Origin of the sequence: Neisseria sp. P0014.S002 (assembly GCF_051958295.1) — a bacterium.
GTDB lineage: Bacteria > Pseudomonadota > Gammaproteobacteria > Burkholderiales > Neisseriaceae > Neisseria > Neisseria flavescens_B.
In genome coordinates this window covers 141,312-162,898 of sequence record NZ_JBQCVO010000001.1, presented here as the reverse complement: position 1 = coordinate 162,898, position 21,587 = coordinate 141,312, and the positions used below count along the sequence as shown (strand labels likewise).

Genomic DNA, 21,587 nt, shown 5'->3' with positions numbered 1-21,587 from the left:
TATTAAGAATGCTGATAGATAGGTTTAGAACTTATAACTGATGGTAAACAGCAAAGTCCTGCCTCGTGCGTAGTTGTTCAAAACGGAGCGTGTCGTGCCGCCATATTTGCCATTGCATAAACCGTTGGCATCACATTCGACTTCCTCATCATCTAAACCGCCTTTTCTTTCAAATACGCTGAAATAGCGCTGGGTTGCGGCATCGTTTGCGGCATCCAAAGGATCGACATAGCGTTTATTGAACGCATTTTGAATGTCAAAACGAAGGATAAGGTTTTTCTTCGGTTCATAATTGGCATAGAAATCAAAAATCATCGGCTGTCTGTTGATGCTTTCTGTTTTTTTGATCACCCTTCTGCCCATTTGATGTGAAGAGTAGGTATTGGCACCGGTTGTACCGTCAACAAATTCTTCCTCAGTCGTCGCCCGTGTACTTTTGCCGTAATAGCGCATAATGCCGCCGATGGTCAATTTATTGCCCAACCATCGGGACCCTAATTCAAACCGCCCGTAATCTCGGGGCAAGCGGGAAATTTTGCTTAAGCCGTAACCTTGTTTAATTTGGTCTTCTTTAGAAGAATTACGGGGCGATTCGCTGGCATCGCTATAATTGGTCGGCTGGTTGGTTCTTTGATATGCGTAAGACAGGGTGGTAAAAAAGCGGCCGAAATCGTAGTTCATTTCCACTTCCAAACCGTTTTTATGGACAGGTTTGGCATAGTTTCGATGTTGGATAGAGTATTGCAGGCCGGTACTGGTTACCCAGCTGGGTGCTTTATCCAAATCCCACCATTTGCCATAAACATTGTGGATATAGTTGTTTATCCTGCTGCGATAGGCGACCAGTTTAAAACCCAATACATCGTCCGGCTTGAAAATCCCTTTTTTGAAGGTATTGAAGCCTATTTGGTAAGTATTGGCCTGTTCCGGTTTAAGGGCGGTATTGACGCCTGAGTCGCCGATTTGTGAAAAATACATTTCTTGAATATTTGGCATTCTATGCGTACGCGAATAGCTGATAAACGGCATAAAGTAGTCGTTGACATTGATGTTTAATGCCACCGAATGGTTTACCGCATGCTTTTTACCGGATTTGGTATAAACAGGTTCGTAAAGGTCGCAGCTTGGCGTGCAATGCTGTTTATAAATTTCAGAATCTTCTCCAAATGCTTTTTTAAAGTCTTCTTGGGTATTGAAGTAGTCGGTATATTCGCCCTTGTAGCGGTAATTGACCATATTGGCGCTGTAATTCAGTTGATAAATGCCTTTTTTTAAGGACGTATCAAAATAGAACGTATTGAATTTTTGCTGGCCTGAAGGTTGCAATATGGTTGATTTCTGAGGAAATATTCCTTTGTCGCCTTTGAAGCGGCCTAAAAAGCTGTACAGGCCGGCATCTTGATCCGGGCCGTCGTAAAACAGACTCAGCTCTTCCGGAAAGCGGTTTTTACTGTATTGGTTTTTAAAGAAATTGAAACCGACGGTAGCTTTTAAATCTGTTTTTTGGGGAAGTTTGAAAGAAAAGCTGTTGTTGATATCCAAAAGATTGGCTGTGTTTTTGGTTTCCAAATAATCAAGCAGTCCCCATCCTGAAAAACGTGAGTTTTTCGGATATTTTTGTTTTCCCAGATTATGGGCGGCCAACACGTTTAAATCGACATAATCGCCAATGTTTAAGTTGTAATTGGCTTGGTAGTTGCGGTTTTCTACTTTGCGGCTGCCGATACGGTTGTTCATGGTACGAAGCTGAAGGTCCAGCTTGTTGTTGTCGTTTTCGTATTCCACTTTGACCAAATGGCTGTTTGAGCGTTGTTGCAGGCTGGTCGGGTCGATTGGAGTCAGGTCCCATTGCGGTGCCAAATTCTCTTTCCAGCTTCTTTCCAAATCATCGACATAATCTCTTTGCAAAACTTCAGGATCGTTATATTTTTTGGAGAAAGGGTAGTCCCAATAGCTTTTACCGACCGCATTGCGCTTGGAAAAGTCACGAACCCAGAGATTTTGTTCGTGGTCGAATTTCAATAAGTTGCTCTCAAAATATTCTTGTTTTTTACGGTCCAAATATTCTTCGCCAAAATTGCCAATACGCTGACCGCCGCCGCCCACTTTATAGTTTTGCTCGACATTACGGTGGCTGTAACCATATAACGCACCAAGGCGCGCACCGCTGTCAAACCATTTTTGTACCGCTCCGGTTGCCATAAAATTGCTTTTGGTGCTGTTTGTGCCGGTCAATCCTTTGGTCAAGAGGCCGAAGGTATTGTTTCCGTGTACCACATCGTCTACCCGTAAAGTACGGAAATTGGCTGTACCGGATAAGGTATTGATGCCGTTGGCACCTGTGAAACTGCCTTTGGTTACATCCACGCCGGCAATGAAATTGGGATCCAGTGCCGTACCGAATTGCGAGGAGCTGCCGCTGCGTCCGGCATCGGCAGAAGTGGAATAGAAGGTTTGGGTGACGCCGTCAACCATCGTATTGACACGTCCCAAACCGCTATCGCCACGGATATTGACCGCCAATACCCCCGATCCCTTGTCTTGTTGGGTGAAGACGCCGGGCATGCTCCGAACGATGGTATCGATGTTTTCGCTGGATTGATAAACGCGTTCACGCGAACTTTTGGCTTGGCCTTCGGTAAAAACTTTTTTCTCTTTGGCAATGTGTTTGCCTTTGACTTGAATTTCATCAAGCTCTTGAGTTGAAACCTCTTCTTCTGCGTGTGCGATACTTGTTATAGCCAGTAAAGATAATGTTAGTAGATTTAATTTGAAATTCGGATTCATGATAGTTACCTCAGAAACGAAGCTGCTACTGTATAACATATTATTAAACTTTACAAATATTTTGATAATGGTTTTTATTTGTTAAAAAATAAAGCAGATTCTTGTTTCAGGAGATAATCCACCCGCATATGATTCATCTGGCTGAAAAGATAAAGCAGGTCTGAATTTGAATTGGGTTGGTCGAGAAGAAGGAAGATTTAATTGAATTTAAACAGCCGGAAGAAGAAAATTTGATTGCGATATGTGAATTGAGCCGTCGGTTTCAAATGAAACCGATAAAAAACATGAAATGCAAAATATAAAGTTAATATAGAAAGATTTGAAGTCAGTTGAAGAAAAGGCCGTCTGAAAATGATATTTCAGACGGCCTTTATTGTTTTAAGCCTTATTCCGGACCGCGGAATGTATCGTGGCAGGATTTGCAGGTTGCACCGGTTTCGCCGTAAGCGGCTTTGATTTCTTCGAGCTTACCGGTTTGGGCGGCGGCGTTGAGTTTCTCAACCGCAGCGACGAATTTTTCTTCTTCGGCTTTGAATTTTGCTGTGTCTGTCCAGATGGCAGGCAGGGCGCGGCCGTTGCCTTGAGGGTCGGATTCAAACAGGGTGAACGGTTTTTTGCTGTTTTCGGCAAAAGTGGCTGCAGCTTGTTTGAATTTCTCAACGTCGTAAGGCTCTTCGTCTTTGACCATTTTGCCCATGCGGGTAAACTCGGGCATCATGGATTTGAACGCGGCAGTGCGGTCTTCGGAAATTGGGCCTTTAGGCTGGGAAGGCGCACCGCTGCCGTCGCAGGCGGAAAGCGTAAGCGCCACTGTTGCCAAAGCAACAGGGAGAAAACGGGTTTTCATATGGAGTGTGTCCTATTGTGATGATATGATTATCGTTAAATTTAGAATCAGCCGGCCAAACGCTCAGGCCGTCTGATAAGGCGTTATCATACCTTAAACCCAAGTCTGAAACGAGTATAGAAAGGAAACGATATGGCAATTTTGATTACCGGGGCATCGGCGGGATTCGGCGCGGCAATGTGCCGCACCTTTGTTGCGGCAGGCTATCATGTCATTGGCGCAGCACGGCGCGAAGACAAATTGCAGCAGTTGGCTGAGGAATTGGGCGAGCAGTTTTACCCTTTGGAAATGGATGTTTCGCGCACGGAGTCGATTCAAAACGCTTTGAACAGTCTGCCCGAACATTTGTCCGAAATCGATTGCCTGATCAACAACGCCGGTTTGGCTTTGGGTTTGGATTCTGCCGATAAAGCCGATTTTGGCGATTGGGAAACCATGATTCAAACCAATATCATCGGCCTGACTTTTCTGACCCGCCAGATTTTGCCGCAAATGGTTGCGCGCAAACAGGGCTACATCATCAATTTGGGTTCGATTGCCGGCAGTTATGCTTATCCCGGCAGTAATGTCTATGGCGCGACCAAGGCTTTTGTGCGCCAATTCAGCATGAACCTGCGCGCCGAATTGGCAGACAAAAACATCCGCATTACCAATATCGAACCGGGCTTGTGCGGCGATACTGAGTTTTCCAACGTCCGTTTCAAAGGCGACGACCAGCGTGCGGCCGAGGTTTATGAGAATGTCGAGTTTATCCAGCCGCAAGATATTGCCGATACCGCTTTGTGGCTCTATCAGCGTCCGGCGCGGATGAACGTCAATTCCATCGAAATCATGCCGGTTGCCCAGACCTTTGCAGGCATGAAAGTTTACCGCGATGAGCCTGCTCCGGCGAAGGAAGAAACGTTTGAAAAACAAAGCATGTCTTTGTTTGGAAAAATTAAATCTTGGTTTAAGTAATCGGCATCAGGCCGTCTGAACTTTTCAGACGGCCTCTTTGTTATCTGAAATTGAGTAAACACGCTATAATGTAATTTTTTATTAACAAGGCCGTCTGAAAGGCTGTTTCAGTTATGAACGCAATCAAACAAAAAATCTTAGAACAAGCGCAGCGCGATGGCGTGCAGGTAACCGCATTACGCGAGCAAGTGCTTGATATTGTTTTGAAACAAAGCGGCGTGATTAAAGCCTACAACGTTCTGTCGCAGATGCAGCAGCAAAGCGAGGGTGTGGTTGCGCCGCCGACGGCCTACCGCGCCCTTGATTTTTGGGCGGAACAGGGCGTTTTGCACAAAGTGGCGGCGGTCAACGGCTATATTTTGTGCAGCCACGCGCAGCACGAGTGCAACGACCATTGCCACGACCACGAAGAGACAGAGGCGCACCACAGCGCGTTTATTTTGGTTTGCACCGAATGCGGTACGGCGGATGAGCAGACTTTGAGCCAAGAATGGGCGGCCTTGCGTGCAGGCGTGGCTGAAACCGGTTTCTCATTAAAAGAAGAACATGTTGTTTTAACAGGAATTTGTAAAAAATGTCAGAAGTAAAAAAGACCAAAGTCCACCTGATTTCAGGCTTTCTCGGAACAGGCAAAACCACTGCACTTAAAAGTCTGATGGCGCAAAAAGACCCGAATGAAAAATGGGTCATCATCGTCAATGAATTTGGCGAAATCGGCATTGACGGCGCTGTCTTGAGCGACAACGGCATTCCCGTGGCCGAAATCGCCGGCGGCTGTTTGTGTTGTACTGCCGGTGCGCAAATGGGGACGACCGTACAAAAAATGCTGCGCGATGCCCAACCCGACCGCTTGATGATTGAAGCCAGCGGCCTGGCACACGCCGCCAGCGTTATTGACGAACTGAAAGCCAAACCGCTCGACAGCATGCTGGAAATCGGCGCCGTCTTTACCGTCGTCGATCCGCGCCAGTTTATTAATCCCGATTACGCGCAACAAGCATTGTATAAAGACCAAATCGGCATTTGCGACGTATTGGTCGCCAGCAAAACCGACTTGTGCACGCCGGAGCAACTGGCCGAATTTCATGATAAAGCGGCCAAACTGTTCCCGCCCAAAGCCAAAGTGGTTGAAGTCCAAAATGCGCAGCTCGACATCCAGTGGCTTGATATTCCCGTGGTCGAAAAATCACGTTACCGCCTCAAAGCCCTGCCGGACAACACCATGGGCTTCCAGTCGCAAGGCTTTACTTTCCCTGCCGGACGCGATTTCGATGGTGAAAAATTGACCGATTTCTTTAACGACCTGCCTAAATTCACAGACGGCCTCGTCCGTGCCAAAGGCGTGTTCCAAGTGCTTGGTACTTGGGTATGGCTCAACTGGGTGGACGGACAATGGGGCGCAAATCAGGTTTCATGGCGTCGCGACTCGCGCTTCGAGCTGATTGCCAAATCCTTTGACGCGGATTTGATTGAGAAAAAATTGCTGGAGGCTTTGGAGAAGTAAATCATCGTCCAAACGCTTATTAATCCGTTACGATAATGCCGTCTGAAGCAAGCGGTTTCAGACGGCCTTCAAATCAAAAAAATAGAGGAACACTTAACCATGTGGCGTTATATCTTTCATCGTTTGCTCCTTTTGATTCCCACGCTGTTGGGGATTTTGGCGATTACTTTCGCCGTGATTCAGTTTGTTCCCGGCGGCCCGGTGGAACAGATGGTTCAGCAGCTGACGCAGGGCGCGGTTGGCGGCGAGACGGCGGGACACAGTATGCCCGGAACTTTGGCCAAAAACGGCAACCGCATCAGTGCGGAGGATTTGGCCGCGCTGAATGCTTTATACGGTTTCGACAAGCCGCCTTTGACGCGTTTTGCCGATATGGTATGGAAATTCGCCCGTTTTGATTTGGGCGAGAGCTTTTTCCATCACCAAACTGTGTTTGAATTGGTGAAAGAGAAAATGCCGGTATCGATGAGTTTGGGTTTGTGGACGTTTTTCCTGACTTATTTGATATGTATTCCGTTGGGTATTGCCAAGGCGGTCAGGGATGGCAGCCGTTTCGATACGATTACGGGTATGATCATTTTGGTCGGCTATACCGTACCGCCGTTTGTCTTGGGCTTGGTGTTGCTGGTGTTGTTTGGCGGCGGCAGCTTTTTTGCCTGGTTTCCGCAGGGCGGTTTGGTCGGCGATGATTTCGATACGCTCTCTTGGGCAGGCAAAGTCAAAGATTATTTGTGGCATATGGCTTTGCCGATTACCGCTTCGGTGGCAGGCAACTTGGCGGTGATGACCGTATTGACGAAAAATGTGTTCCTTGAAGAAATCCGCCGTCAATATGTATATACCGCGCGAGCCAAGGGTTTGCCTGAGAAGCAGATTTTGTGGAAGCATATTTTTCGCAACGCTATGATTCCTCTGATTACCGGTTTCCCGGCCGCATTTATCGGCGCATTCTTTACCGGAAGCCTGTTGATTGAAACGTTGTTCTCGTTGGACGGGTTGGGTTTGTTGTCTTACGAGGCAGTGATGAAACGCGATTATCCTGTCGTAATGGGTACGCTGTATGTGTTCACGCTGATGGGGTTGTTGGCTAAATTGGTGTCGGATATTTCGTATTCGTGGGTCGATCCGCGCATTCACTTTGGCGGACAGAAATAAGGCCGTCTGAAAATATCTTCAATCCATTATTAAAGAATGTTTCGAACCATGAAAAAGAAAAAATCTACTTCAAACACTACTTGGCAAGCCTTTAAGCAGCATAAGCGCGGTTGGTTGGCTTTGCGGATTTTGGCCGTTTTGTTTGTCATCACGTTGCTTGCGCCTTTGTGGAGCAACGACAAACCTTTGTGGATACGCTATCAGGGCGAGTATTTCTTCCCCTTGGTAAACGAATACAACGAAACCGCATTTGGCGGTGATTTCGATACGCCGGCGGATTATCTTGATCCGCTTATCCGTCACAACATTACTTCAGACGGCAATTTTGCCCTTTACCTGCCCAATCCTTATGATGCCGATACCTTGAACGATTTTGATACGGCACCCGATCCGGCCAAACCGTCCGAACGGCATATCTTGGGAACGGACGACCGCGGCCGCGACCTGTTGGCGCGCTTGGTTTACGGTTTCCGCGATTCGCTGCTGTTTGCCTTGGTGTTGACCGTGGTAACTACCGTAATCGGCGTGGTTGCAGGCGCGGTGCAGGGTTATTTCGGCGGTAAAACCGACCTTCTGATGCAGCGTTTTATCGAGGTTTGGGGCGGTATGCCGGAGTTGTACCTCCTGATTATCCTGTCTTCGTTCTTTAATCCGGGGCTGTTGATTTTGCTGGTGTTGCTGTCGCTTTTCGGCTGGATGGGCTTGTCCGACTATGTCCGCGCAGAGTTTTTGAAAAACCGTCAGACCGATTATGTTTTGGCGGCGCGCGCGATGGGCGTGGGCAACCGTGAAATCATGTGGCGCCATATCCTGCCCAACAGCTTGACGCCGGTATTGGCCTTCCTGCCTTTCCGTATTTCCGGTGCGGTACTCGCCCTAACCAGTTTGGACTTCTTAGGCTTGGGCGTACCTGCCTCACAGGCAAGTTTGGGTGAGTTGCTGGCGCAAGGCAAAGACAACTTGGACGCGTGGTGGATCGGTCTGTCTGCCGTTGCTACGCTGACGGTAATGCTGCTTTTGCTGGTCATGATCGGCGAAGGTTTGCGTCAGGCATTTGACGTACGCGCACGCAGTTAATTGCTTTTCTAAAGCGTGAAGAGGGTGGGCAGAAAAGCCCGTCCTGCATTCTTAGGGCCGTCTGAAAAGTTTCAGACGGCCTCATCCATTCGTTTGAATCATTAAAAACCATGAATCAAGAAATCACATTTCTTACTCTTTTTCTGCTCGGCTTTTTTGGCGGAACGCATTGCGTCGGCATGTGCGGCGGATTGAGCAGCGCATTTGCTTTGCAGCTGCCGCCACATTTAAACCGAATCGGGCTGATTGTATTGTTGAACTTGGGGCGCATCAGCAGTTATGTTGTCATTGGCCTGTTGGTCGGTTTGGTCGGGCAGGTCGGCATTTCCTTGGACGATACGCGCGCGGTTCAAAACGGTTTGTATATTGCCGCCAATGTTTTGCTGCTTTTGCTTGGTCTGTATCTTGCCGGTATTTCGACTGCTGCAACCAAAATCGAAGGCATCGGCAAACCGATATGGAAACGCCTGAATCCTTTGTTAAACAAATTGCTGCCGATTAAATCGGTGCCTGCCTGTTTCGGAGTAGGCGTGCTTTGGGGCTGGCTGCCTTGCGGTTTGGTGTACAGCGCGTCTTTGTATGCCTTGGGCAGCGGCAATGCTTTGCATGGCGGGCTGTATATGCTGGCGTTTGCCTTGGGAACCTTGCCGAACCTGCTTGCGATGGGCATATTTGCAGCGCAGTTGAAAACCTTTCTGCAGAAACGTATGGTTCGTTTGTGCGCCGGATTGTTGGTGGCGGGATGGGCGATATGGCGCTTGACCGTATTTGCGATGGGGCAAATCGGGTAAGGTAAAAAGGTTTTATTTAGTTTGTTGTTTTGCAATCAAAAAGGCCGTCTGAAAGATTTTCAGACGGCCTTTTTTACAAGAAAGATTTAATGTATCAAATTCCAAGCCATCTTGGCGGCAATCAGCAGCAACATAATGCCGAAGGTGATTTTGAGTTTTCGGGCGGGCAGCTTGTGCGCCGTCTTTACGCCGAGCGGAGCAAAGAGGATGGTAGCAATGCTCAATATGGCCACGGCCGGAAGATAGATAAAGCCTGCCGCGCCTTCAGGCAGGTTGGCAATATGCAAACCGTTGGCAAAATAGCCGATGGTGCCGGCAATCGCAATCGGCCATGCCAGACCTGAAGATGTGCCGATGGCACGGTGCGCCGGAAAGTTGCAATACAGTAGAAATGGAACGGATAGCGAACCGCCGCCGATACCGACCCAGCTTGAAGCAGCCCCAAAAAGCGTGCCGACGGCTGTCAGGCCGGGGAGGGTAGGCAGGGTGCGTGAAGGTTTGGGTTTGGAATCGCGTAGGGTTTTGAGTGCGATAAAGGCAAGAAATGCAATAAAGAAAACCTGCAAAGCCAGCGTCGGCATATATTTTGCCGACACCGCGCCGAGGAGTACGCCGAGTATCATGCCCGGCGTCATCCGGCGGACGGTCGCCCAATCGATGGCATGCTTTTTATGTTGGGCGTACATGCTGGAGAAGGTGGTAAATACCATTACGGCGAAGGAAGTGCCGATGGCAAGGTGCTGGGCATAGGGGTGGCCGCCTATGCCTTGCAGTTGTAACGCCCATAAGACGACGGGAACAATTAACGTGCCACCACCTACGCCGAATAGTCCGGCAATAAAGCCCGCCGCACTGCCGACGGCGAGTAGGGCAAGGATGATGTCCCAAGACCACATTTCAGACGGCCTTGTCGTGTTTGTGAGTTTTGTGGCGTTTTTTAAACCAACGGATTGCTGCCATCACATAACCGGACAGGCTGTAACCGAGGAAGAATAAGAAGAGGACGAGCGAAGGCTCCCAATTGATGAGCAGCAATACCAACACGGCCAACACCATGCCCATAAACGGCACTTGGCGGCGGATATTGATTTCTTTGAAGCTCCAAAACGGAATCTGCACAACCATGGAAATACCGGCAAACAGGGTAATGCCCAATGCCCACCAATGCACGCCGGGGAAGCGTTCGATGCTGTGGTTGACCCAAATCAGGCCGACAATCAATGCAGCGGCGGTCGGGCTTGGAACGCCGATAAACCAGCGTTTGTCGACTTTGCCGATGAGTGTGTTGAACAGCGCCAAACGCAGGGCGGCGCAGGCGCAGTAGATAAAGGCGACGGAATAACCGATTTTGCCAAACTGCCAAAGTTGCCATTTGTAGGCAATCAGGGCAGGCGCCACGCCGAAGCTGACCATATCGGCAAGGCTGTCGAGCTGTTCGCCGAACGCGCTTTGGCTGTTGGTTAAACGGGCAACGCGTCCGTCCATGCCGTCGAGCAGCATGGAAAGGAAAACTGCAATCGCCGCCGTTTCATAACGTCCGTGCATGGACTGGGTAATGGCGAAGAACGCGCAAAACAGTGCGGCGATGGTAAAGGAATTGGGCAGCAGGTAAATGCTGTTTTTGCGGATGGAGTTGCGTGGAGGAATCGGATTTTCTGTATTTTGTGCGTTGTCCATAATGTTTCCGTATATGCTGCGTGTGCAGATGAGGCATTATACCGCATTGGTTGGTTAAGGATTTTTAAAAGGCAGACATAGTTTCACTTTATCAGCATAAAGTTTCAGACGGCCTTTATTTTGTCAGTCAAACAACTCGCCTTGTGCCTGCTCTTTGGTCACGCGTACGTCGGTTTCGCCGTCGGCAAAAGTGATGTGCAGTTTCTGTCCTTGTTTCAACGTATCGGCATTGCGGATGACTTGTCCGCGTGTGTTTTTGACGACCGAAAAACCACGCTCCAAAATATGCTGAGGCGATACGGCCTCGAGCAATGCGGCTTGGGCGGTCAGGCTTTGACGGCGGTGGACAAGCAGCTGGCGGAAGGAGTGCGACAGGGCCGTCTGAAAGCGGTCGATATTGTTTTTGTAAACGGAAACATCAGGACGGCAATGTTTCAAGGTTTGGGTTTGGCGTTCAAAACGGGCGGTGTGGGCGCGGAGGTTTTGCGTCATCGAATAAGACAGCATTTGCGCAAGCTTGCTGATTGAGGCACGCTGTCCGTCAAGTTTTTGGCGCGGATGACGGATTTGTCGCGCCAGCCAGTCGAGTTTTTGGCTGGCATCGAAATAGCGTTGTTCCAAAACGGTTTTCAGACGGCCTTGCGCTTGGGCGAGGCGGTGTAGCGATTCTTGGCGGTTGGGGCTGACCAGCTCTGCCGCACCGGTTGGTGTCGGTGCGCGCACGTCGGCAACAAAATCGGCGAGCGTGAAATCGGTTTCGTGGCCTACGCCGCTGACGACGGGAATCGCGCAGGCTTCGATGGCGCGTACGACCGGCTCTTCATTAAATGCCCACAAGTCTTCAATGCTGCCGCCGCCGCGACAGACAATCAGCACATCACACTCGGCGCGTAGCGAAGCGGTTTTAATCGCTTGGGCAATTTGCAACTCGCTGCCTGTGCCTTGTACGGGCGTCGGATAAACGATAACGGGAATTTCGGGCGCTCGGCGGTTTAAGGTGGTCACGACATCGCGCAAAGCCGCCGCCGCCAGGCTGGTGACGATGCCGATACATTGCGGACGGGCAGGCAACGGTTTTTTGCGTTCCGCTGAAAATGCGCCTTCCGCCTGCAATTGCGCTTTCAATCGTTCATAGGCTTCGTAAAGCTGCCCCAAACCTTTGAGCCGCACCTCATTTACGGTAATCTGAAATTCGCCCCGCGCTTCATAAATGCTGATTTTTCCTGATACTTCGATATGGTCGCCTTCTTTTAAAGGCTTCGCCAAACGCATGGCCGCACCCTTGAACATCGCGCAACGTACCTGCGCGCGGCTGTCTTTGAGCGAGAAATAATAATGTCCGCTGGCGGCACGGGTCAGGTTGGATACTTCACCGGCAATCCATAAGCCTGCGAGATGGTCTTCCAGCAAGGCTTTGGCGAGGGCGTTGAGTTCGGATACGGAAATGGAGGAGGGCGCGAAAAGTTCGGACATTGCGAAACAGGAAAAATTTGGGAAAGCTGAATTATAAGGGTTTTAGAGCGATTCGTTGTATTCGTTTTCATGAAACTTGCGCCCTTTGTTTTAATATTATCAAAGCCGCATGTTCAGACGGCCTTGTCTGGGTGGGCTTGTGTTATATTATCGTTTGATTTTCGCCTCAAAAGCCGTGCGTATGCCCAAACTCCACCAAATTATCGAAAGCCATTGGCAATCCCCCAATCCGTTTCTGTCTTTGCTGTTAAAACCACTGTCCAGGCTGTTTGCCAAAGTTGCGGCGAAACGGCGCGATGATTTTGTTTCAGGCCGTCTGAAAAGCGAAAAATTGCCAGTGCCTATGGTGGTGGTCGGCAATATTCATGCAGGCGGAACAGGGAAAACGCCGATAGTCGCCGCGTTGGTATCGGGTTTGCAGGAAAAGGGCGTTAAGGTCGGCATCATCAGCCGAGGTTACGGGCGCAAGAGCAAGGCGGTTCATGTATTGAATACAGCCAGCAGTGCTGCAGATGCAGGCGACGAGCCTTTATTGCTGTTTCGCCAAACCGGTGTGCCGACGGCGGTAGGCAGCAGCCGTGCAGAAGCAGGCAGGGCGTTGCTTGCGGCGCATCCGGAGCTTGAATTGATTGTGGCCGACGACGGCTTGCAACATTATGCCTTGCAACGCGATATGGAAATTGCTGTCTTTCCGGCGGCAGATACAAGACGCACCAATTTGGATTTACTGCCCAACGGCAGCTTGCGCGAACCTTTGTCTCGGTTGGCTTCCGTTGATGCGGTCGTCGTCAGCGGGGGGCAAGCAGATGCGGCATTTAGGCCGTCTGAAAATATGTTTGCCAGCCATATTGAAACAGGGCAGATTTACCGTTTGAACAGGCCGTCTGAAAAATTGGATTTGGCGGGTTTGGGAAATCAAACCGTCGCCGCCGTTGCCGGTATCGCCAAGCCGGAGCGTTTTTTTGATTCACTGCGGAATATGGGCATCACATTGAGTCAAACCGTCGCGCTGCCCGACCATGCCGACATTGCAGCGGCAGATTTGCCGAATATAGATGTGGTGATTATCACGGAAAAGGATGCGGTCAAATTTTCAGACGGCCACAGCCTGAATCATGTGTGGGTCTTGCCTGTTTATGCGATAATCGAACCTGATTTGGCGGAGTTTGTATCCGCGAATGTTTCAATCTAAATGCTTATAGATGTTTCACAGATGTTTTAAAGATGGTCTTCAAACTACGCGATAGGAGTAAATCATGAAGTTAAAATATTTGTTGGTCGCTTGCGCAGCTTTATTTGTATCCACTCAAAGCCTGGCTGCTAAACCAAGTGATGAATCTGCAATGAAATGGTTGGAGATTCAAGGGATAAGCAATAATTATAGCGAGAAAGTACAACGTTCTTTGGAGATGGTAAATAAAGAGGATAATGAGCGCTTGTTAACGATGACGCCCAAAGCTCAAAAAGCGCAGATGAAGGCGGTCATCAGTCGTTATATGAAAAATATGCAAGATGATTTGAGCCGCCCTGAGTTGAAAAAACAATGGTTGGATGAAGAAAAGCGTGCCGTACAGAAAGTATTTACACAAGAAGAAGTCGATGTGCTCAACCGCTTTTTCTCTTCCCCTCGGGGCAAGGGTATTTTGAAAAAAGTCAATCATCTCAGACAGCATGGCGGAGATATTGATAATGTGCTGAGCCAAGCAGACGTGGACAGCATGGCAAAATTGTTTGAGCATGGGGCCGGTAAGTCTGCATTTGAAAAGATGGAACGTTTCGATAAATTGAATGATGAGATTGTTAAAAAGACAATGAGCAACAACTATATCAACGCAAGCAGGAAATATACGCCCGCTTTTGAGGCGCAAACGCGTGATATTTTGTGTAAGGGCAATAAACATTCTTCGGAATGTGCCAAATAATTTTCCGACTATCTGAAAATATTTTTTTATTGAAAAGGAGAAAAAAATGAAACTGAAAACCTTATTATTGCCCTTCGCCATGCTGGCCTTGTGTGCCAATGCGTTTGCCGCTCCGCCCAGTGATGCGTCGCTGGAGCGTTTATATCAAGTACAGAAGATGGATACTCTGTTGGATCAGACCTTCCAAAGTGTCGAGGGTATTGTGCTCTCTGATCCGAAGATACAGAATTTTTTGAAAAATGCGCCGGAAGACAAACGTCCGCAGTTGGAAGCAGTCTTAAAGAAATATACAACTCAATTGATTGCTGCAATTAATACACCGCAAGTGCGTGCCCAATTACATAAAGCGACTTTGGACGGTATAAAGACGGTTTATACCCAGGAAGAAGTCAATGCATTGATTGACTTTTATGGTACGACAGTAGGGCAATCGATACTCGATAAAATGCCACGCTATCTTGAGGCAACGATGGGCCCGATGATAAACATCATTAATGAAAAATATGAAAAATCAGGTTATAACAAAGACTTAACTCGAGAAATTCAGCAGATTATGTGTGGCGGCAAAAATCCTGACCAAGTCTGTACGCGGCAAGCAAAGAAAACGGCACGGAAAAAATGATGTCGCTTGAGGCCGTCTGAAAACAAGCGTAGCAAGTTTCGCCAAAACGAGCAAAGTGATTTTCGCTAAAACCATCAAACCCGAAAGAAACCCCATGGAAAAAAAATTCTTAGACATCCTCGTTTGTCCTGTGACCAAAGGCAAACTCGAATATCATCAAGACAAACAGGAATTGTGGAGCCGTCAGGCGAAGCTGGCTTATCCTATTCGTGACGGCATCCCTTATATGTTGGAAAACGAAGCGCGCCCGTTGAGCGAAGAGGAACTGAAAGCATGACCGAATTTGTCGTATTGATTCCGGCGCGGTTGGATTCTTCACGTCTGCCGGGTAAGGCTTTGGCCGATATTCACGGTAAACCGATGGTTGTGCGTGTCGCCGAACAAGCGGCGAAAAGCAAGGCCGCGCGTGTTGTCGTTGCCACCGACCATCCCGATATTCAGACGGCCTGTCAGGCGTATGGTGTCGAAGTGGTCATGACTTCCAATCAACACGAAAGCGGTACAACGCGCCTTGCCGAAGCGGCCAATACGCTGAAACTGCCGCAGCATCTGATTGTTGTGAACGTACAAGGTGACGAGCCTTTAATCGATCCCGAACTTATCAACCGTACAGCCGAAGTTTTGGTTGAAAACAATGTGCAAATGGCAACTGCCGCCCACGAATTGCACGATTTTGACGAGTTTATGAATCCTAACGTCGTCAAAGTCGTCCTTGATAAAAACCGCAACGCCATCTATTTCAGCCGCGCCCCGATTCCTTATCCGCGCGATATGATGCGTGCCGAAAAACGCGAATTACCTTCCGAAACAGCCGTTTTGCGCCACATCGGCATTTATGCCTATCGTGCAGGCTTTCTGCAACGCTATTCGGAAATGGATGTTTCTCCTTTGGAAACCATCGAATCGCTGGAACAGTTGCGCGTCCTGTGGCACGGTTATCCGATTGCTGTTGAAATCACCCAAGAAGCGCCTGCTGCAGGTGTGGATACGCAGGAAGATTTGGACAGAGTACGTGTTGCGTTTAAAGCTTAAGGCCGTCTGAAAGGAAAAGACATGAATGATTTCCGCCATTTGAGCCGTGAAGAACAAAAATTGCTTGCCGACGTGGCGAAGCTGGTAAGAGAAGACGAGCAAGAATTCAACTATGACATGCTGAAAATAGAAGCGCCGGAGCAGGCCAGCGGCGAGTTTTGGTTCCGCATGGCAGAAATGCTCAGCACTTTGCCGCCCAACCAGTCGTTGGACTTGCGTATGAACGGCGGACGTTTGACCGTTGCCGTATCGATTTTGTCGGTATTGCTGCAAGATAATCCGGATATTCCGCAGCTTTGGGCACAAAAAATCATTGCGCTCAACTATTTGGCTCATGGTCATCAAACCCGTGCAATCGGTTTGGCGCAGCAGCCTGACAAAGCGGCCGAAGCCAATGAGGAAGAATATTTGGCGAAAGCCTTATCGCAAAACTTGCTTTCCACTTTGAAAGACGCGATAGAGCGATTCCCTGAAGACTCCTGGTTTATCGAAATGCGCGACGATGCATGGAAGCATTTCGGCCCGAAAGAGGCCGTCTGAAGTTTTGAACGATAAACACAAGCCGTGTAAAATTATCTGAACATTAAATCCGTCAACCAAAAGGACTCATCATGAAAGTATTATTGTTGGGCGCGCCAGGCGCCGGCAAAGGCACACAGGCTCAATTCATCACTGCTGCATTCGGCATTCCTCAAATCTCTACCGGCGATATGCTCCGCGCAGCTATCAAAGCAGGCACTCCGCTGGGTTTGGAAGCAAAAAAAATCATTGATGAAGGCGGTTTGGTACGCGACGACATCATCATCGGTATGGTCAAAGAGCGCATTGCCCAAGACGACTGCAAAAACGGTTTCCTGTTTGACGGTTTCCCACGTACATTGGCACAAGCCGAAGCCATGGTTGAAGCTGGTGTGGATTTGGATGCCGTGGTTGAAATCGATGTACCTGACAGCGTGATTGTCGACCGCATGAGCGGCCGCCGCGTGCACTTGGCTTCCGGCCGCACCTACCACGTTACCTACAATCCGCCTAAAGTCGAAGGCAAAGACGACGTAACTGGCGAAGATTTGATTCAACGCGACGACGACAAAGAAGAAACCGTGAAAAAACGCCTTGCCGTTTACCATGAGCAAACTGAAGTTTTGGTTGATTTCTACAGCAAGCTGGAAGGCGAACACGCGCCGAAATATATCAAAGTTGACGGCACCCAAGCAGTAGAAGCCGTGAAAGCCGAAGTATTGAAAGGTTTGGGCAAATAAGTTTTGCCAAAGTAAAATCATAAGGCCGTCTGAAAAAATACTTTCAGACGGCCTTTTGTGTACAAAAGCTGTTAAAATCGAAGCTATAACCGTTTATCCGCAGGCATCTTATGAATCCCTTGATCTCCGACTTCCAAACTCAGCAACAACGTACTCCCGTCATCGTCGCCCTCGATTTTGCCAACGAAAAAGATACGCTCGGATTTGTCCGCAATCTTGACCCGACACTGTGTCAAATCAAAATCGGCAAAGAGCTGTTTACCGCAACCGGCCGCAATTTGGCAGAAAGCTTAATCAATCAAGGTTTCAAACTTTTCCTCGATTTGAAATACCACGATATTCCCCACACAGTCGCTCAGGCCTGTAAAGTTGCCGCTGATATGGGCGTTTGGATGGTCGATATGCACGCCTCTGGTGGCCGCCGTATGATGGAAGCCGCAGCAGAAGCCGTTGCCGGATATCAAACCAAACCTCTCCTAATCGGCGTAACCGTGTTGACCAGCATGGAACAAAGCGATTTGGCGGAAATCGGTTTGAATATCGCTCCCGAAGAGCAAGTTATCCGCTTGGCAAAACTGACACAAAGCTCAGGTTTGGACGGCGTGGTATGTTCCGCTCAAGAAGCCGCGCCGCTGCGCCGTGAATTGGGACAGAATTTTGTCTTGGTTACGCCGGGTATCCGCTTGGACGTTGCAGGCAATAATGACGACCAACGCCGTATTATGACACCAGCCGAAGCATTGGCTGCCGGTTCAACCTATTTGGTCATGGGTCGTCCGGTAACCAAAGCTGCCGATCCGGTAGCCGTATTGCGTGAAGTCAATCGGGTGGCAAACGTTTAAGGCCGTCTGAAGTATGAAGGCGATTGTAATTGGTGCGACAGGCGCAACAGGAAAATCCTTGTTGCCTCTGCTTGCAGCCAGTTCAGAGGTTGAGTCTATCGACTGTTTTGGTCGCAGACATCCTGATTTTACCCACCAAAAGCTAAATAGCCATCAGATTGATTTTGCTCAGCCTGATAATTGGCGCGAAGAAGTGCAGGGCGATGTATTGTTTGCCTGCTTGGGAACAACTCTGAAAGCGGCTGGCAGTAAAGAAGCGCAATGGGCAATCGATTATGAGGCAAATCTTGAATTTGCCAAAGCCGCACGAGAAAACAGCGTGCATACTTTGGTTTTGGTTTCCGCGTCCGGCGCCAATGCCGCTTCGCGCCTGTTTTATCAACGAATGAAGGGTGAATTGGAACAAGCAATCATTGCTTTAAATTTTCCGCGCCTCATCATTTTCCGCCCGCCCTTATTGATTCGTCCGAACAGCGACCGATTGGGTGAGAAAATTGCCGAACGGATTTTGCATGGATTCAACCGCATCGGCATGCTGAAAAGCCAACGTCCGCTTGCTGTCGAAAAATTGGCACAAGCCATGCTGAAAGCAGCGTTGTTGTCATCTCATGAACAGGCGTCGTACTCGAAAAAACATATGCAGGTATATGAGCCTCAAGATATTTTTAGGCTGTTAGATCAATAATCTGATAACAAGCCTTACACAGAGATTTTAATGGAGCCAGTATGGTAACCAAGTTCCAACAAGAAACCCTCAAATCCCGTTTTGCACAAGCCAAAGTCCTTGTTGTCGGCGATGTAATGCTCGACCGCTATTGGTTTGGCGACGTGTCCCGTATTTCACCCGAAGCCCCCGTGCCGGTGGCGAAAATCGGACGTATCGACCAACGGGCGGGCGGTGCGGCGAACGTCGCGCGCAACATCGCTTCGTTGGGCGGTAAAGCAGGGCTGTTGTCCGTGACCGGCGATGATGAAGCTGCTGATGCGTTGGACGCATTGATGGTACAAGACGGCGTTTCTTCCTATCTGATGCGCGACAAACAAATTGCGACCACTGTCAAATTACGCGTTGTTGCCCGCAACCAGCAGCTTATCCGACTTGATTTTGAAGAATCACCTCATCGTGAGGTGTTGGAACAAATCAAACATCAATATCGAGAAGTGTTGCCTGAATACGATGCCATTATTTTTTCAGACTATGGTAAAGGCGGTTTGTCACATATTTCCGATATGATCGATTGGGCGAAACAGGCCGGTAAACCCGTTTTAATCGACCCCAAAGGTGATGATTACGAAAAATATGCCGGCGCTACGCTGATTACGCCTAATCGTGCAGAATTGAAAGAAGTGGTGGGCAGTTGGAAAAACGAAAACGATTTGACCGAAAAAGCCCAAAACCTGCGCCGTCATCTCGACTTGACCGCGATTTTGTTGACCCGAAGCGAAGAGGGGATGACCTTGTTTAATGAGGGCGAGCCGATTTATCAGCCTACACGGGCCCAAGAAGTCTATGATGTATCCGGTGCGGGAGATACCGTTATTGCCGGAGTGGGCTTGGGTTTAGCCGCTGGTTATACCATGCCCGAAGCCATGCACCTTGCTAATACAGCGGCAGGTGTTGTCGTGGCGAAACTTGGTACGGCAGTTTGCTCGTTTGCCGAATTGACTAAGGCATTGGAAGAGCAGTAATTGCTGTTTCAGACGGCCTTAAAACCTAAAGGCCGTCTGAAAATACAGTTGGAAAATAATCCGGACAGACAAGTTTTTATTTTCAGACGGCATGATTTCTTCAAGGCCGTCTGAAAAATCAAAATAAAGGAAACTCATTATGACCATTATCGTAACAGGCGCGGCCGGCTTTATCGGCAGCAACATCGTCAAAGCACTTAACCAACGCGGTATTACCGACATTGTTGCCGTCGACAATCTGAGCAAAGGCGAAAAATTTAAAAACCTTGCCGAGTGTGAAATTGCCCATTATCTCGATAAACACGAATTTATCCGTCAAGTGCGCGGACATCTTCTGCCTTACGACGACATAGAAGCCGTTTTCCATCAAGGCGCATGTTCCGATACTATGAATCATGACGGTCTTTACATGATGGACAACAACTATCAGTACACGCTCGATCTCTTGGACTGGTGTCAGGATGAACGTATTCCGTTCCTTTATGCTTCCAGTGCTGCAGTGTACGGCAAGGGCGAAATCTTCCGCGAAGAGCGCGAATTGGAAAAACCGCTCAATGTATATGGCTACTCTAAATTCTTGTTTGACCAAGTATTGCGTCGTCGTATGAAAGAAGGTTTGACCGCCCAAGTCGTTGGCTTCCGCTACTTCAATGTTTACGGACAACAGGAGCAACACAAAGGCCGTATGGCATCAGTTGCCTTCCATCATTTTCACCAATACCGCGAACATGGCTATGTCAACCTGTTTGGTGCAAATGACGGCTACGGCAATGGCGAGCAAACACGCGATTTTGTCAGCGTAGAAGACGTGGCCAAAGTTAATCTTTACTTCTTCGACCATCCCGAGCTTTCAGGCATCTTCAATCTCGGTACAGGTCGTAGCCAACAGTTTAACGAGCTTGCCGCCGCAACCGTCAATGCCTGCCGTGCAGCTGAAGGCAAGCCTGAAATGAGTTTGAAAGAGTTGGTTGAAGAAGAACTTATCCGTTATATCCCATTCCCAGATGCACTCAAAGGCAAATATCAGAGCTTTACTCAAGCGGATATTACCAAGCTGCGCGAAGCCGGGTATAAAGAAGAATTCTTGGATGTAAAACAAGGCGTCAGCCGTTACGTTAAATGGATGCTGGAGAACTTGGTTTAATCCCTTTTGCTTAAATGAAGAAAGGCCGTCTGAAAAAGGATTTTCAGACGGCCTCATCATTTTGGGAGATTTTAAAATTAGAAATTTGTTTTTCTTCCATGAAAATTGAAATAGCGTTTTTTTCAAACTAAGGTTTCATTAGGGTAGAAGTGTATCTGCTGGAGTATTTGTAAAAGCTGTTGAGGTACCTAGATGTGAATAGATAGAATGAGATGGTACTATATCTAGTAAAATAAAAATGACTGGAAGTTTTTAGTCTATTTATGTTTTTTAATTGATGGTTTGAGATTGGAATAGACAAAAAAATAACCGCTTAAAAGCGGTAAATGGTGCCCGGAGCCGGAATCGAACCGGCACGGCCGGTTTAGGGCCGACGGATTTTAAGTCCGTTGTGTCTACCTATTTCACCACCCGGGCGTAGACAATAAATTGAGAGATTGGAGGCGGGGGCGCGGATTTGAACCGGCCTATATAAGGGTTGCACCCCTTATAGCATAAACACTCTGCCACCCCGCCATGAAATGGATGGAGGCGAGAGTCGGAATCGAACCGGCGTAGACGGATTTGCAATCCGCTGCATAACCACTTTGCTATCTCGCCAAATAAACTACTTTGGAGTGTCTGTAGTATTGGAACTGGAGCGGGAAACGAGTCTCGAACTCGCGACCTCAACCTTGGCAAGGTTGCGCTCTACCAACTGAGCTATTCCCGCGTATTCGGATGCATGATTTAATGGAGCGGGAAACGAGTCTCGAACTCGCGACCTCAACCTTGGCAAGGTTGCGCTCTACCAACTGAGCTATTCCCGC

At 48.6% G+C, this 21,587-nt stretch carries 22 protein-coding genes and 5 tRNA genes; 17 read left to right on the top strand and 10 right to left on the bottom strand.

What is annotated here, in order from left to right; all coding sequences use genetic code 11:
• Positions 1-24 precede the first annotated feature (24 nt).
• Both ACTHSX_RS00760 and ACTHSX_RS00755 read right to left on the bottom strand, forming a co-directional pair.
• Positions 25-2,787 (bottom strand): TonB-dependent receptor domain-containing protein, encoded by a 2,763-nt coding sequence (locus tag ACTHSX_RS00760; RefSeq protein ID WP_440376593.1) that lies wholly within the window; start codon positions 2,785-2,787, stop codon positions 25-27.
• Between the two features lie 385 nt (positions 2,788-3,172).
• On the bottom strand, positions 3,173-3,634 hold the full coding sequence (locus tag ACTHSX_RS00755) for a c-type cytochrome (RefSeq protein ID WP_440376594.1): 462 nt from the start codon (positions 3,632-3,634) through the stop codon (positions 3,173-3,175).
• A gap of 132 nt (positions 3,635-3,766) precedes the next feature.
• Between ACTHSX_RS00755 and ACTHSX_RS00750 the strand changes: the two genes are divergently transcribed.
• The 6 genes from ACTHSX_RS00750 to ACTHSX_RS00725 all read left to right on the top strand — a co-directional run bounded on the left by ACTHSX_RS00750 (position 3,767) and on the right by ACTHSX_RS00725 (position 9,118).
• Positions 3,767-4,591, top strand: coding sequence for an SDR family oxidoreductase (locus ACTHSX_RS00750; RefSeq protein WP_049323551.1), 825 nt, complete (start codon positions 3,767-3,769; stop codon positions 4,589-4,591).
• A gap of 113 nt (positions 4,592-4,704) precedes the next feature.
• The gene (locus tag ACTHSX_RS00745) at positions 4,705-5,178 is read left to right on the top strand and encodes a Fur family transcriptional regulator (protein WP_003746077.1); all 474 of its coding nucleotides are present in this window, start codon (positions 4,705-4,707) and stop codon (positions 5,176-5,178) included.
• Complete coding sequence (locus tag ACTHSX_RS00740) at positions 5,166-6,095, top strand: CobW family GTP-binding protein (protein ID WP_070838309.1); 930 nt, start codon at positions 5,166-5,168, stop codon at positions 6,093-6,095. The genes ACTHSX_RS00745 and ACTHSX_RS00740 overlap by 13 nt, the downstream gene beginning before the upstream one ends.
• A gap of 99 nt (positions 6,096-6,194) precedes the next feature.
• A complete protein-coding gene (locus ACTHSX_RS00735; RefSeq protein ID WP_003746080.1) occupies positions 6,195-7,250 on the top strand; it encodes an ABC transporter permease subunit in 1,056 nt (351 codons plus the stop codon).
• Positions 7,251-7,286: 36 nt separating this feature from the next.
• Positions 7,287-8,327: an ABC transporter permease gene (locus ACTHSX_RS00730; protein ID WP_440376595.1), complete on the top strand. Its 1,041-nt coding sequence runs from the start codon at positions 7,287-7,289 to the stop codon at positions 8,325-8,327.
• 110 nt (positions 8,328-8,437) lie between these two features.
• Entirely contained in the window at positions 8,438-9,118 is a 681-nt protein-coding gene (locus ACTHSX_RS00725) for a sulfite exporter TauE/SafE family protein (protein ID WP_440376596.1), read from the top strand.
• A gap of 86 nt (positions 9,119-9,204) precedes the next feature.
• Here the strand turns inward: ACTHSX_RS00725 and ACTHSX_RS00720 are convergent, their stop codons facing one another.
• The 3 genes from ACTHSX_RS00720 to xseA form a co-directional block, all read right to left on the bottom strand.
• On the bottom strand, positions 9,205-10,014 hold the full coding sequence (locus ACTHSX_RS00720; protein ID WP_440376597.1) for a sulfite exporter TauE/SafE family protein: 810 nt from the start codon (positions 10,012-10,014) through the stop codon (positions 9,205-9,207).
• 1 nt (position 10,015) lies between these two features.
• Entirely contained in the window at positions 10,016-10,795 is a 780-nt protein-coding gene (gene pssA, locus ACTHSX_RS00715) for a CDP-diacylglycerol--serine O-phosphatidyltransferase (protein ID WP_440376598.1), read from the bottom strand.
• A gap of 123 nt (positions 10,796-10,918) precedes the next feature.
• Complete coding sequence (gene xseA, locus ACTHSX_RS00710) at positions 10,919-12,268, bottom strand: exodeoxyribonuclease VII large subunit (RefSeq protein WP_440376599.1); 1,350 nt, start codon at positions 12,266-12,268, stop codon at positions 10,919-10,921.
• 181 nt (positions 12,269-12,449) lie between these two features.
• Here xseA and lpxK point away from each other — a divergent pair, with 181 nt between their 5' ends.
• The 11 genes from lpxK to rfaD all read left to right on the top strand — a co-directional run bounded on the left by lpxK (position 12,450) and on the right by rfaD (position 20,778).
• Complete coding sequence (lpxK, locus tag ACTHSX_RS00705) at positions 12,450-13,460, top strand: tetraacyldisaccharide 4'-kinase (RefSeq protein ID WP_440376600.1); 1,011 nt, start codon at positions 12,450-12,452, stop codon at positions 13,458-13,460.
• A 64-nt stretch (positions 13,461-13,524) separates the two neighbouring features.
• Positions 13,525-14,190 (top strand): DUF2059 domain-containing protein, encoded by a 666-nt coding sequence (locus tag ACTHSX_RS00700; protein ID WP_070712038.1) that lies wholly within the window; start codon positions 13,525-13,527, stop codon positions 14,188-14,190.
• A 46-nt stretch (positions 14,191-14,236) separates the two neighbouring features.
• Entirely contained in the window at positions 14,237-14,812 is a 576-nt protein-coding gene (locus ACTHSX_RS00695) for a DUF2059 domain-containing protein (protein WP_440376601.1), read from the top strand.
• Positions 14,813-14,906: 94 nt separating this feature from the next.
• Complete coding sequence (locus tag ACTHSX_RS00690; RefSeq protein ID WP_049329252.1) at positions 14,907-15,089, top strand: Trm112 family protein; 183 nt, start codon at positions 14,907-14,909, stop codon at positions 15,087-15,089.
• Complete coding sequence (gene kdsB / locus ACTHSX_RS00685; RefSeq protein ID WP_440376602.1) at positions 15,086-15,844, top strand: 3-deoxy-manno-octulosonate cytidylyltransferase; 759 nt, start codon at positions 15,086-15,088, stop codon at positions 15,842-15,844. Before ACTHSX_RS00690 ends, kdsB begins: the two co-directional genes overlap by 4 nt.
• A 21-nt stretch (positions 15,845-15,865) precedes the next feature.
• Positions 15,866-16,384, top strand: a complete 519-nt coding sequence (locus ACTHSX_RS00680; RefSeq protein ID WP_070633413.1) for a 3-deoxy-manno-octulosonate cytidylyltransferase — start codon at positions 15,866-15,868, stop codon at positions 16,382-16,384.
• A gap of 71 nt (positions 16,385-16,455) precedes the next feature.
• Positions 16,456-17,103 (top strand): adenylate kinase, encoded by a 648-nt coding sequence (gene adk, locus ACTHSX_RS00675; protein WP_003746105.1) that lies wholly within the window; start codon positions 16,456-16,458, stop codon positions 17,101-17,103.
• Between the two features lie 110 nt (positions 17,104-17,213).
• Complete coding sequence (gene pyrF / locus ACTHSX_RS00670; RefSeq protein ID WP_440376603.1) at positions 17,214-17,945, top strand: orotidine-5'-phosphate decarboxylase; 732 nt, start codon at positions 17,214-17,216, stop codon at positions 17,943-17,945.
• 13 nt (positions 17,946-17,958) lie between these two features.
• Positions 17,959-18,630, top strand: a complete 672-nt coding sequence (locus tag ACTHSX_RS00665; protein WP_440376604.1) for an NAD(P)H-binding protein — start codon at positions 17,959-17,961, stop codon at positions 18,628-18,630.
• Positions 18,631-18,671: 41 nt separating this feature from the next.
• Positions 18,672-19,634, top strand: a complete 963-nt coding sequence (gene rfaE1 / locus ACTHSX_RS00660) for a D-glycero-beta-D-manno-heptose-7-phosphate kinase (protein WP_440376605.1) — start codon at positions 18,672-18,674, stop codon at positions 19,632-19,634.
• A gap of 139 nt (positions 19,635-19,773) precedes the next feature.
• Positions 19,774-20,778, top strand: coding sequence for an ADP-glyceromanno-heptose 6-epimerase (gene rfaD / locus ACTHSX_RS00655; RefSeq protein ID WP_049348399.1), 1,005 nt, complete (start codon positions 19,774-19,776; stop codon positions 20,776-20,778).
• Between the two features lie 327 nt (positions 20,779-21,105).
• On the opposite strand, the gene ACTHSX_RS00650 is transcribed toward rfaD, so the two are convergent.
• The 5 genes from ACTHSX_RS00650 to ACTHSX_RS00630 form a co-directional block, all read right to left on the bottom strand.
• Positions 21,106-21,195: transfer RNA gene (locus ACTHSX_RS00650), tRNA-Leu, on the bottom strand.
• A gap of 21 nt (positions 21,196-21,216) precedes the next feature.
• Positions 21,217-21,294: transfer RNA gene (locus ACTHSX_RS00645), tRNA-Cys, on the bottom strand.
• A 10-nt stretch (positions 21,295-21,304) separates the two neighbouring features.
• A tRNA-Cys gene (locus ACTHSX_RS00640) sits at positions 21,305-21,378 on the bottom strand.
• 36 nt (positions 21,379-21,414) lie between these two features.
• A tRNA-Gly gene (locus ACTHSX_RS00635) sits at positions 21,415-21,490 on the bottom strand.
• Positions 21,491-21,511: 21 nt separating this feature from the next.
• Positions 21,512-21,587 (bottom strand) — tRNA-Gly (locus ACTHSX_RS00630).

Excerpts from the sequence above, each read along its gene's own strand:
- ACTHSX_RS00760 (WP_440376593.1), bottom strand. The coding sequence starts at position 2,787 with ATGAATCCGAATTTCAAATTAAATCTACTAACATTATCTTTACTGGCT.
- ACTHSX_RS00755 (WP_440376594.1), bottom strand. The coding sequence starts at position 3,634 with ATGAAAACCCGTTTTCTCCCTGTTGCTTTGGCAACAGTGGCGCTTACG.
- ACTHSX_RS00750 (WP_049323551.1), top strand. The coding sequence starts at position 3,767 with ATGGCAATTTTGATTACCGGGGCATCGGCGGGATTCGGCGCGGCAATG.
- ACTHSX_RS00745 (WP_003746077.1), top strand. The coding sequence starts at position 4,705 with ATGAACGCAATCAAACAAAAAATCTTAGAACAAGCGCAGCGCGATGGC.
- ACTHSX_RS00740 (WP_070838309.1), top strand. The coding sequence starts at position 5,166 with ATGTCAGAAGTAAAAAAGACCAAAGTCCACCTGATTTCAGGCTTTCTC.
- ACTHSX_RS00735 (WP_003746080.1), top strand. The coding sequence starts at position 6,195 with ATGTGGCGTTATATCTTTCATCGTTTGCTCCTTTTGATTCCCACGCTG.
- ACTHSX_RS00730 (WP_440376595.1), top strand. The coding sequence starts at position 7,287 with ATGTTTCGAACCATGAAAAAGAAAAAATCTACTTCAAACACTACTTGG.
- ACTHSX_RS00725 (WP_440376596.1), top strand. The coding sequence starts at position 8,438 with ATGAATCAAGAAATCACATTTCTTACTCTTTTTCTGCTCGGCTTTTTT.
- ACTHSX_RS00720 (WP_440376597.1), bottom strand. The coding sequence starts at position 10,014 with ATGTGGTCTTGGGACATCATCCTTGCCCTACTCGCCGTCGGCAGTGCG.
- pssA (WP_440376598.1), bottom strand. The coding sequence starts at position 10,795 with ATGGACAACGCACAAAATACAGAAAATCCGATTCCTCCACGCAACTCC.
- xseA (WP_440376599.1), bottom strand. The coding sequence starts at position 12,268 with ATGTCCGAACTTTTCGCGCCCTCCTCCATTTCCGTATCCGAACTCAAC.
- lpxK (WP_440376600.1), top strand. The coding sequence starts at position 12,450 with ATGCCCAAACTCCACCAAATTATCGAAAGCCATTGGCAATCCCCCAAT.
- ACTHSX_RS00700 (WP_070712038.1), top strand. The coding sequence starts at position 13,525 with ATGAAGTTAAAATATTTGTTGGTCGCTTGCGCAGCTTTATTTGTATCC.
- ACTHSX_RS00695 (WP_440376601.1), top strand. The coding sequence starts at position 14,237 with ATGAAACTGAAAACCTTATTATTGCCCTTCGCCATGCTGGCCTTGTGT.
- ACTHSX_RS00690 (WP_049329252.1), top strand. The coding sequence starts at position 14,907 with ATGGAAAAAAAATTCTTAGACATCCTCGTTTGTCCTGTGACCAAAGGC.
- kdsB (WP_440376602.1), top strand. The coding sequence starts at position 15,086 with ATGACCGAATTTGTCGTATTGATTCCGGCGCGGTTGGATTCTTCACGT.
- ACTHSX_RS00680 (WP_070633413.1), top strand. The coding sequence starts at position 15,866 with ATGAATGATTTCCGCCATTTGAGCCGTGAAGAACAAAAATTGCTTGCC.
- adk (WP_003746105.1), top strand. The coding sequence starts at position 16,456 with ATGAAAGTATTATTGTTGGGCGCGCCAGGCGCCGGCAAAGGCACACAG.
- pyrF (WP_440376603.1), top strand. The coding sequence starts at position 17,214 with ATGAATCCCTTGATCTCCGACTTCCAAACTCAGCAACAACGTACTCCC.
- ACTHSX_RS00665 (WP_440376604.1), top strand. The coding sequence starts at position 17,959 with ATGAAGGCGATTGTAATTGGTGCGACAGGCGCAACAGGAAAATCCTTG.
- rfaE1 (WP_440376605.1), top strand. The coding sequence starts at position 18,672 with ATGGTAACCAAGTTCCAACAAGAAACCCTCAAATCCCGTTTTGCACAA.
- rfaD (WP_049348399.1), top strand. The coding sequence starts at position 19,774 with ATGACCATTATCGTAACAGGCGCGGCCGGCTTTATCGGCAGCAACATC.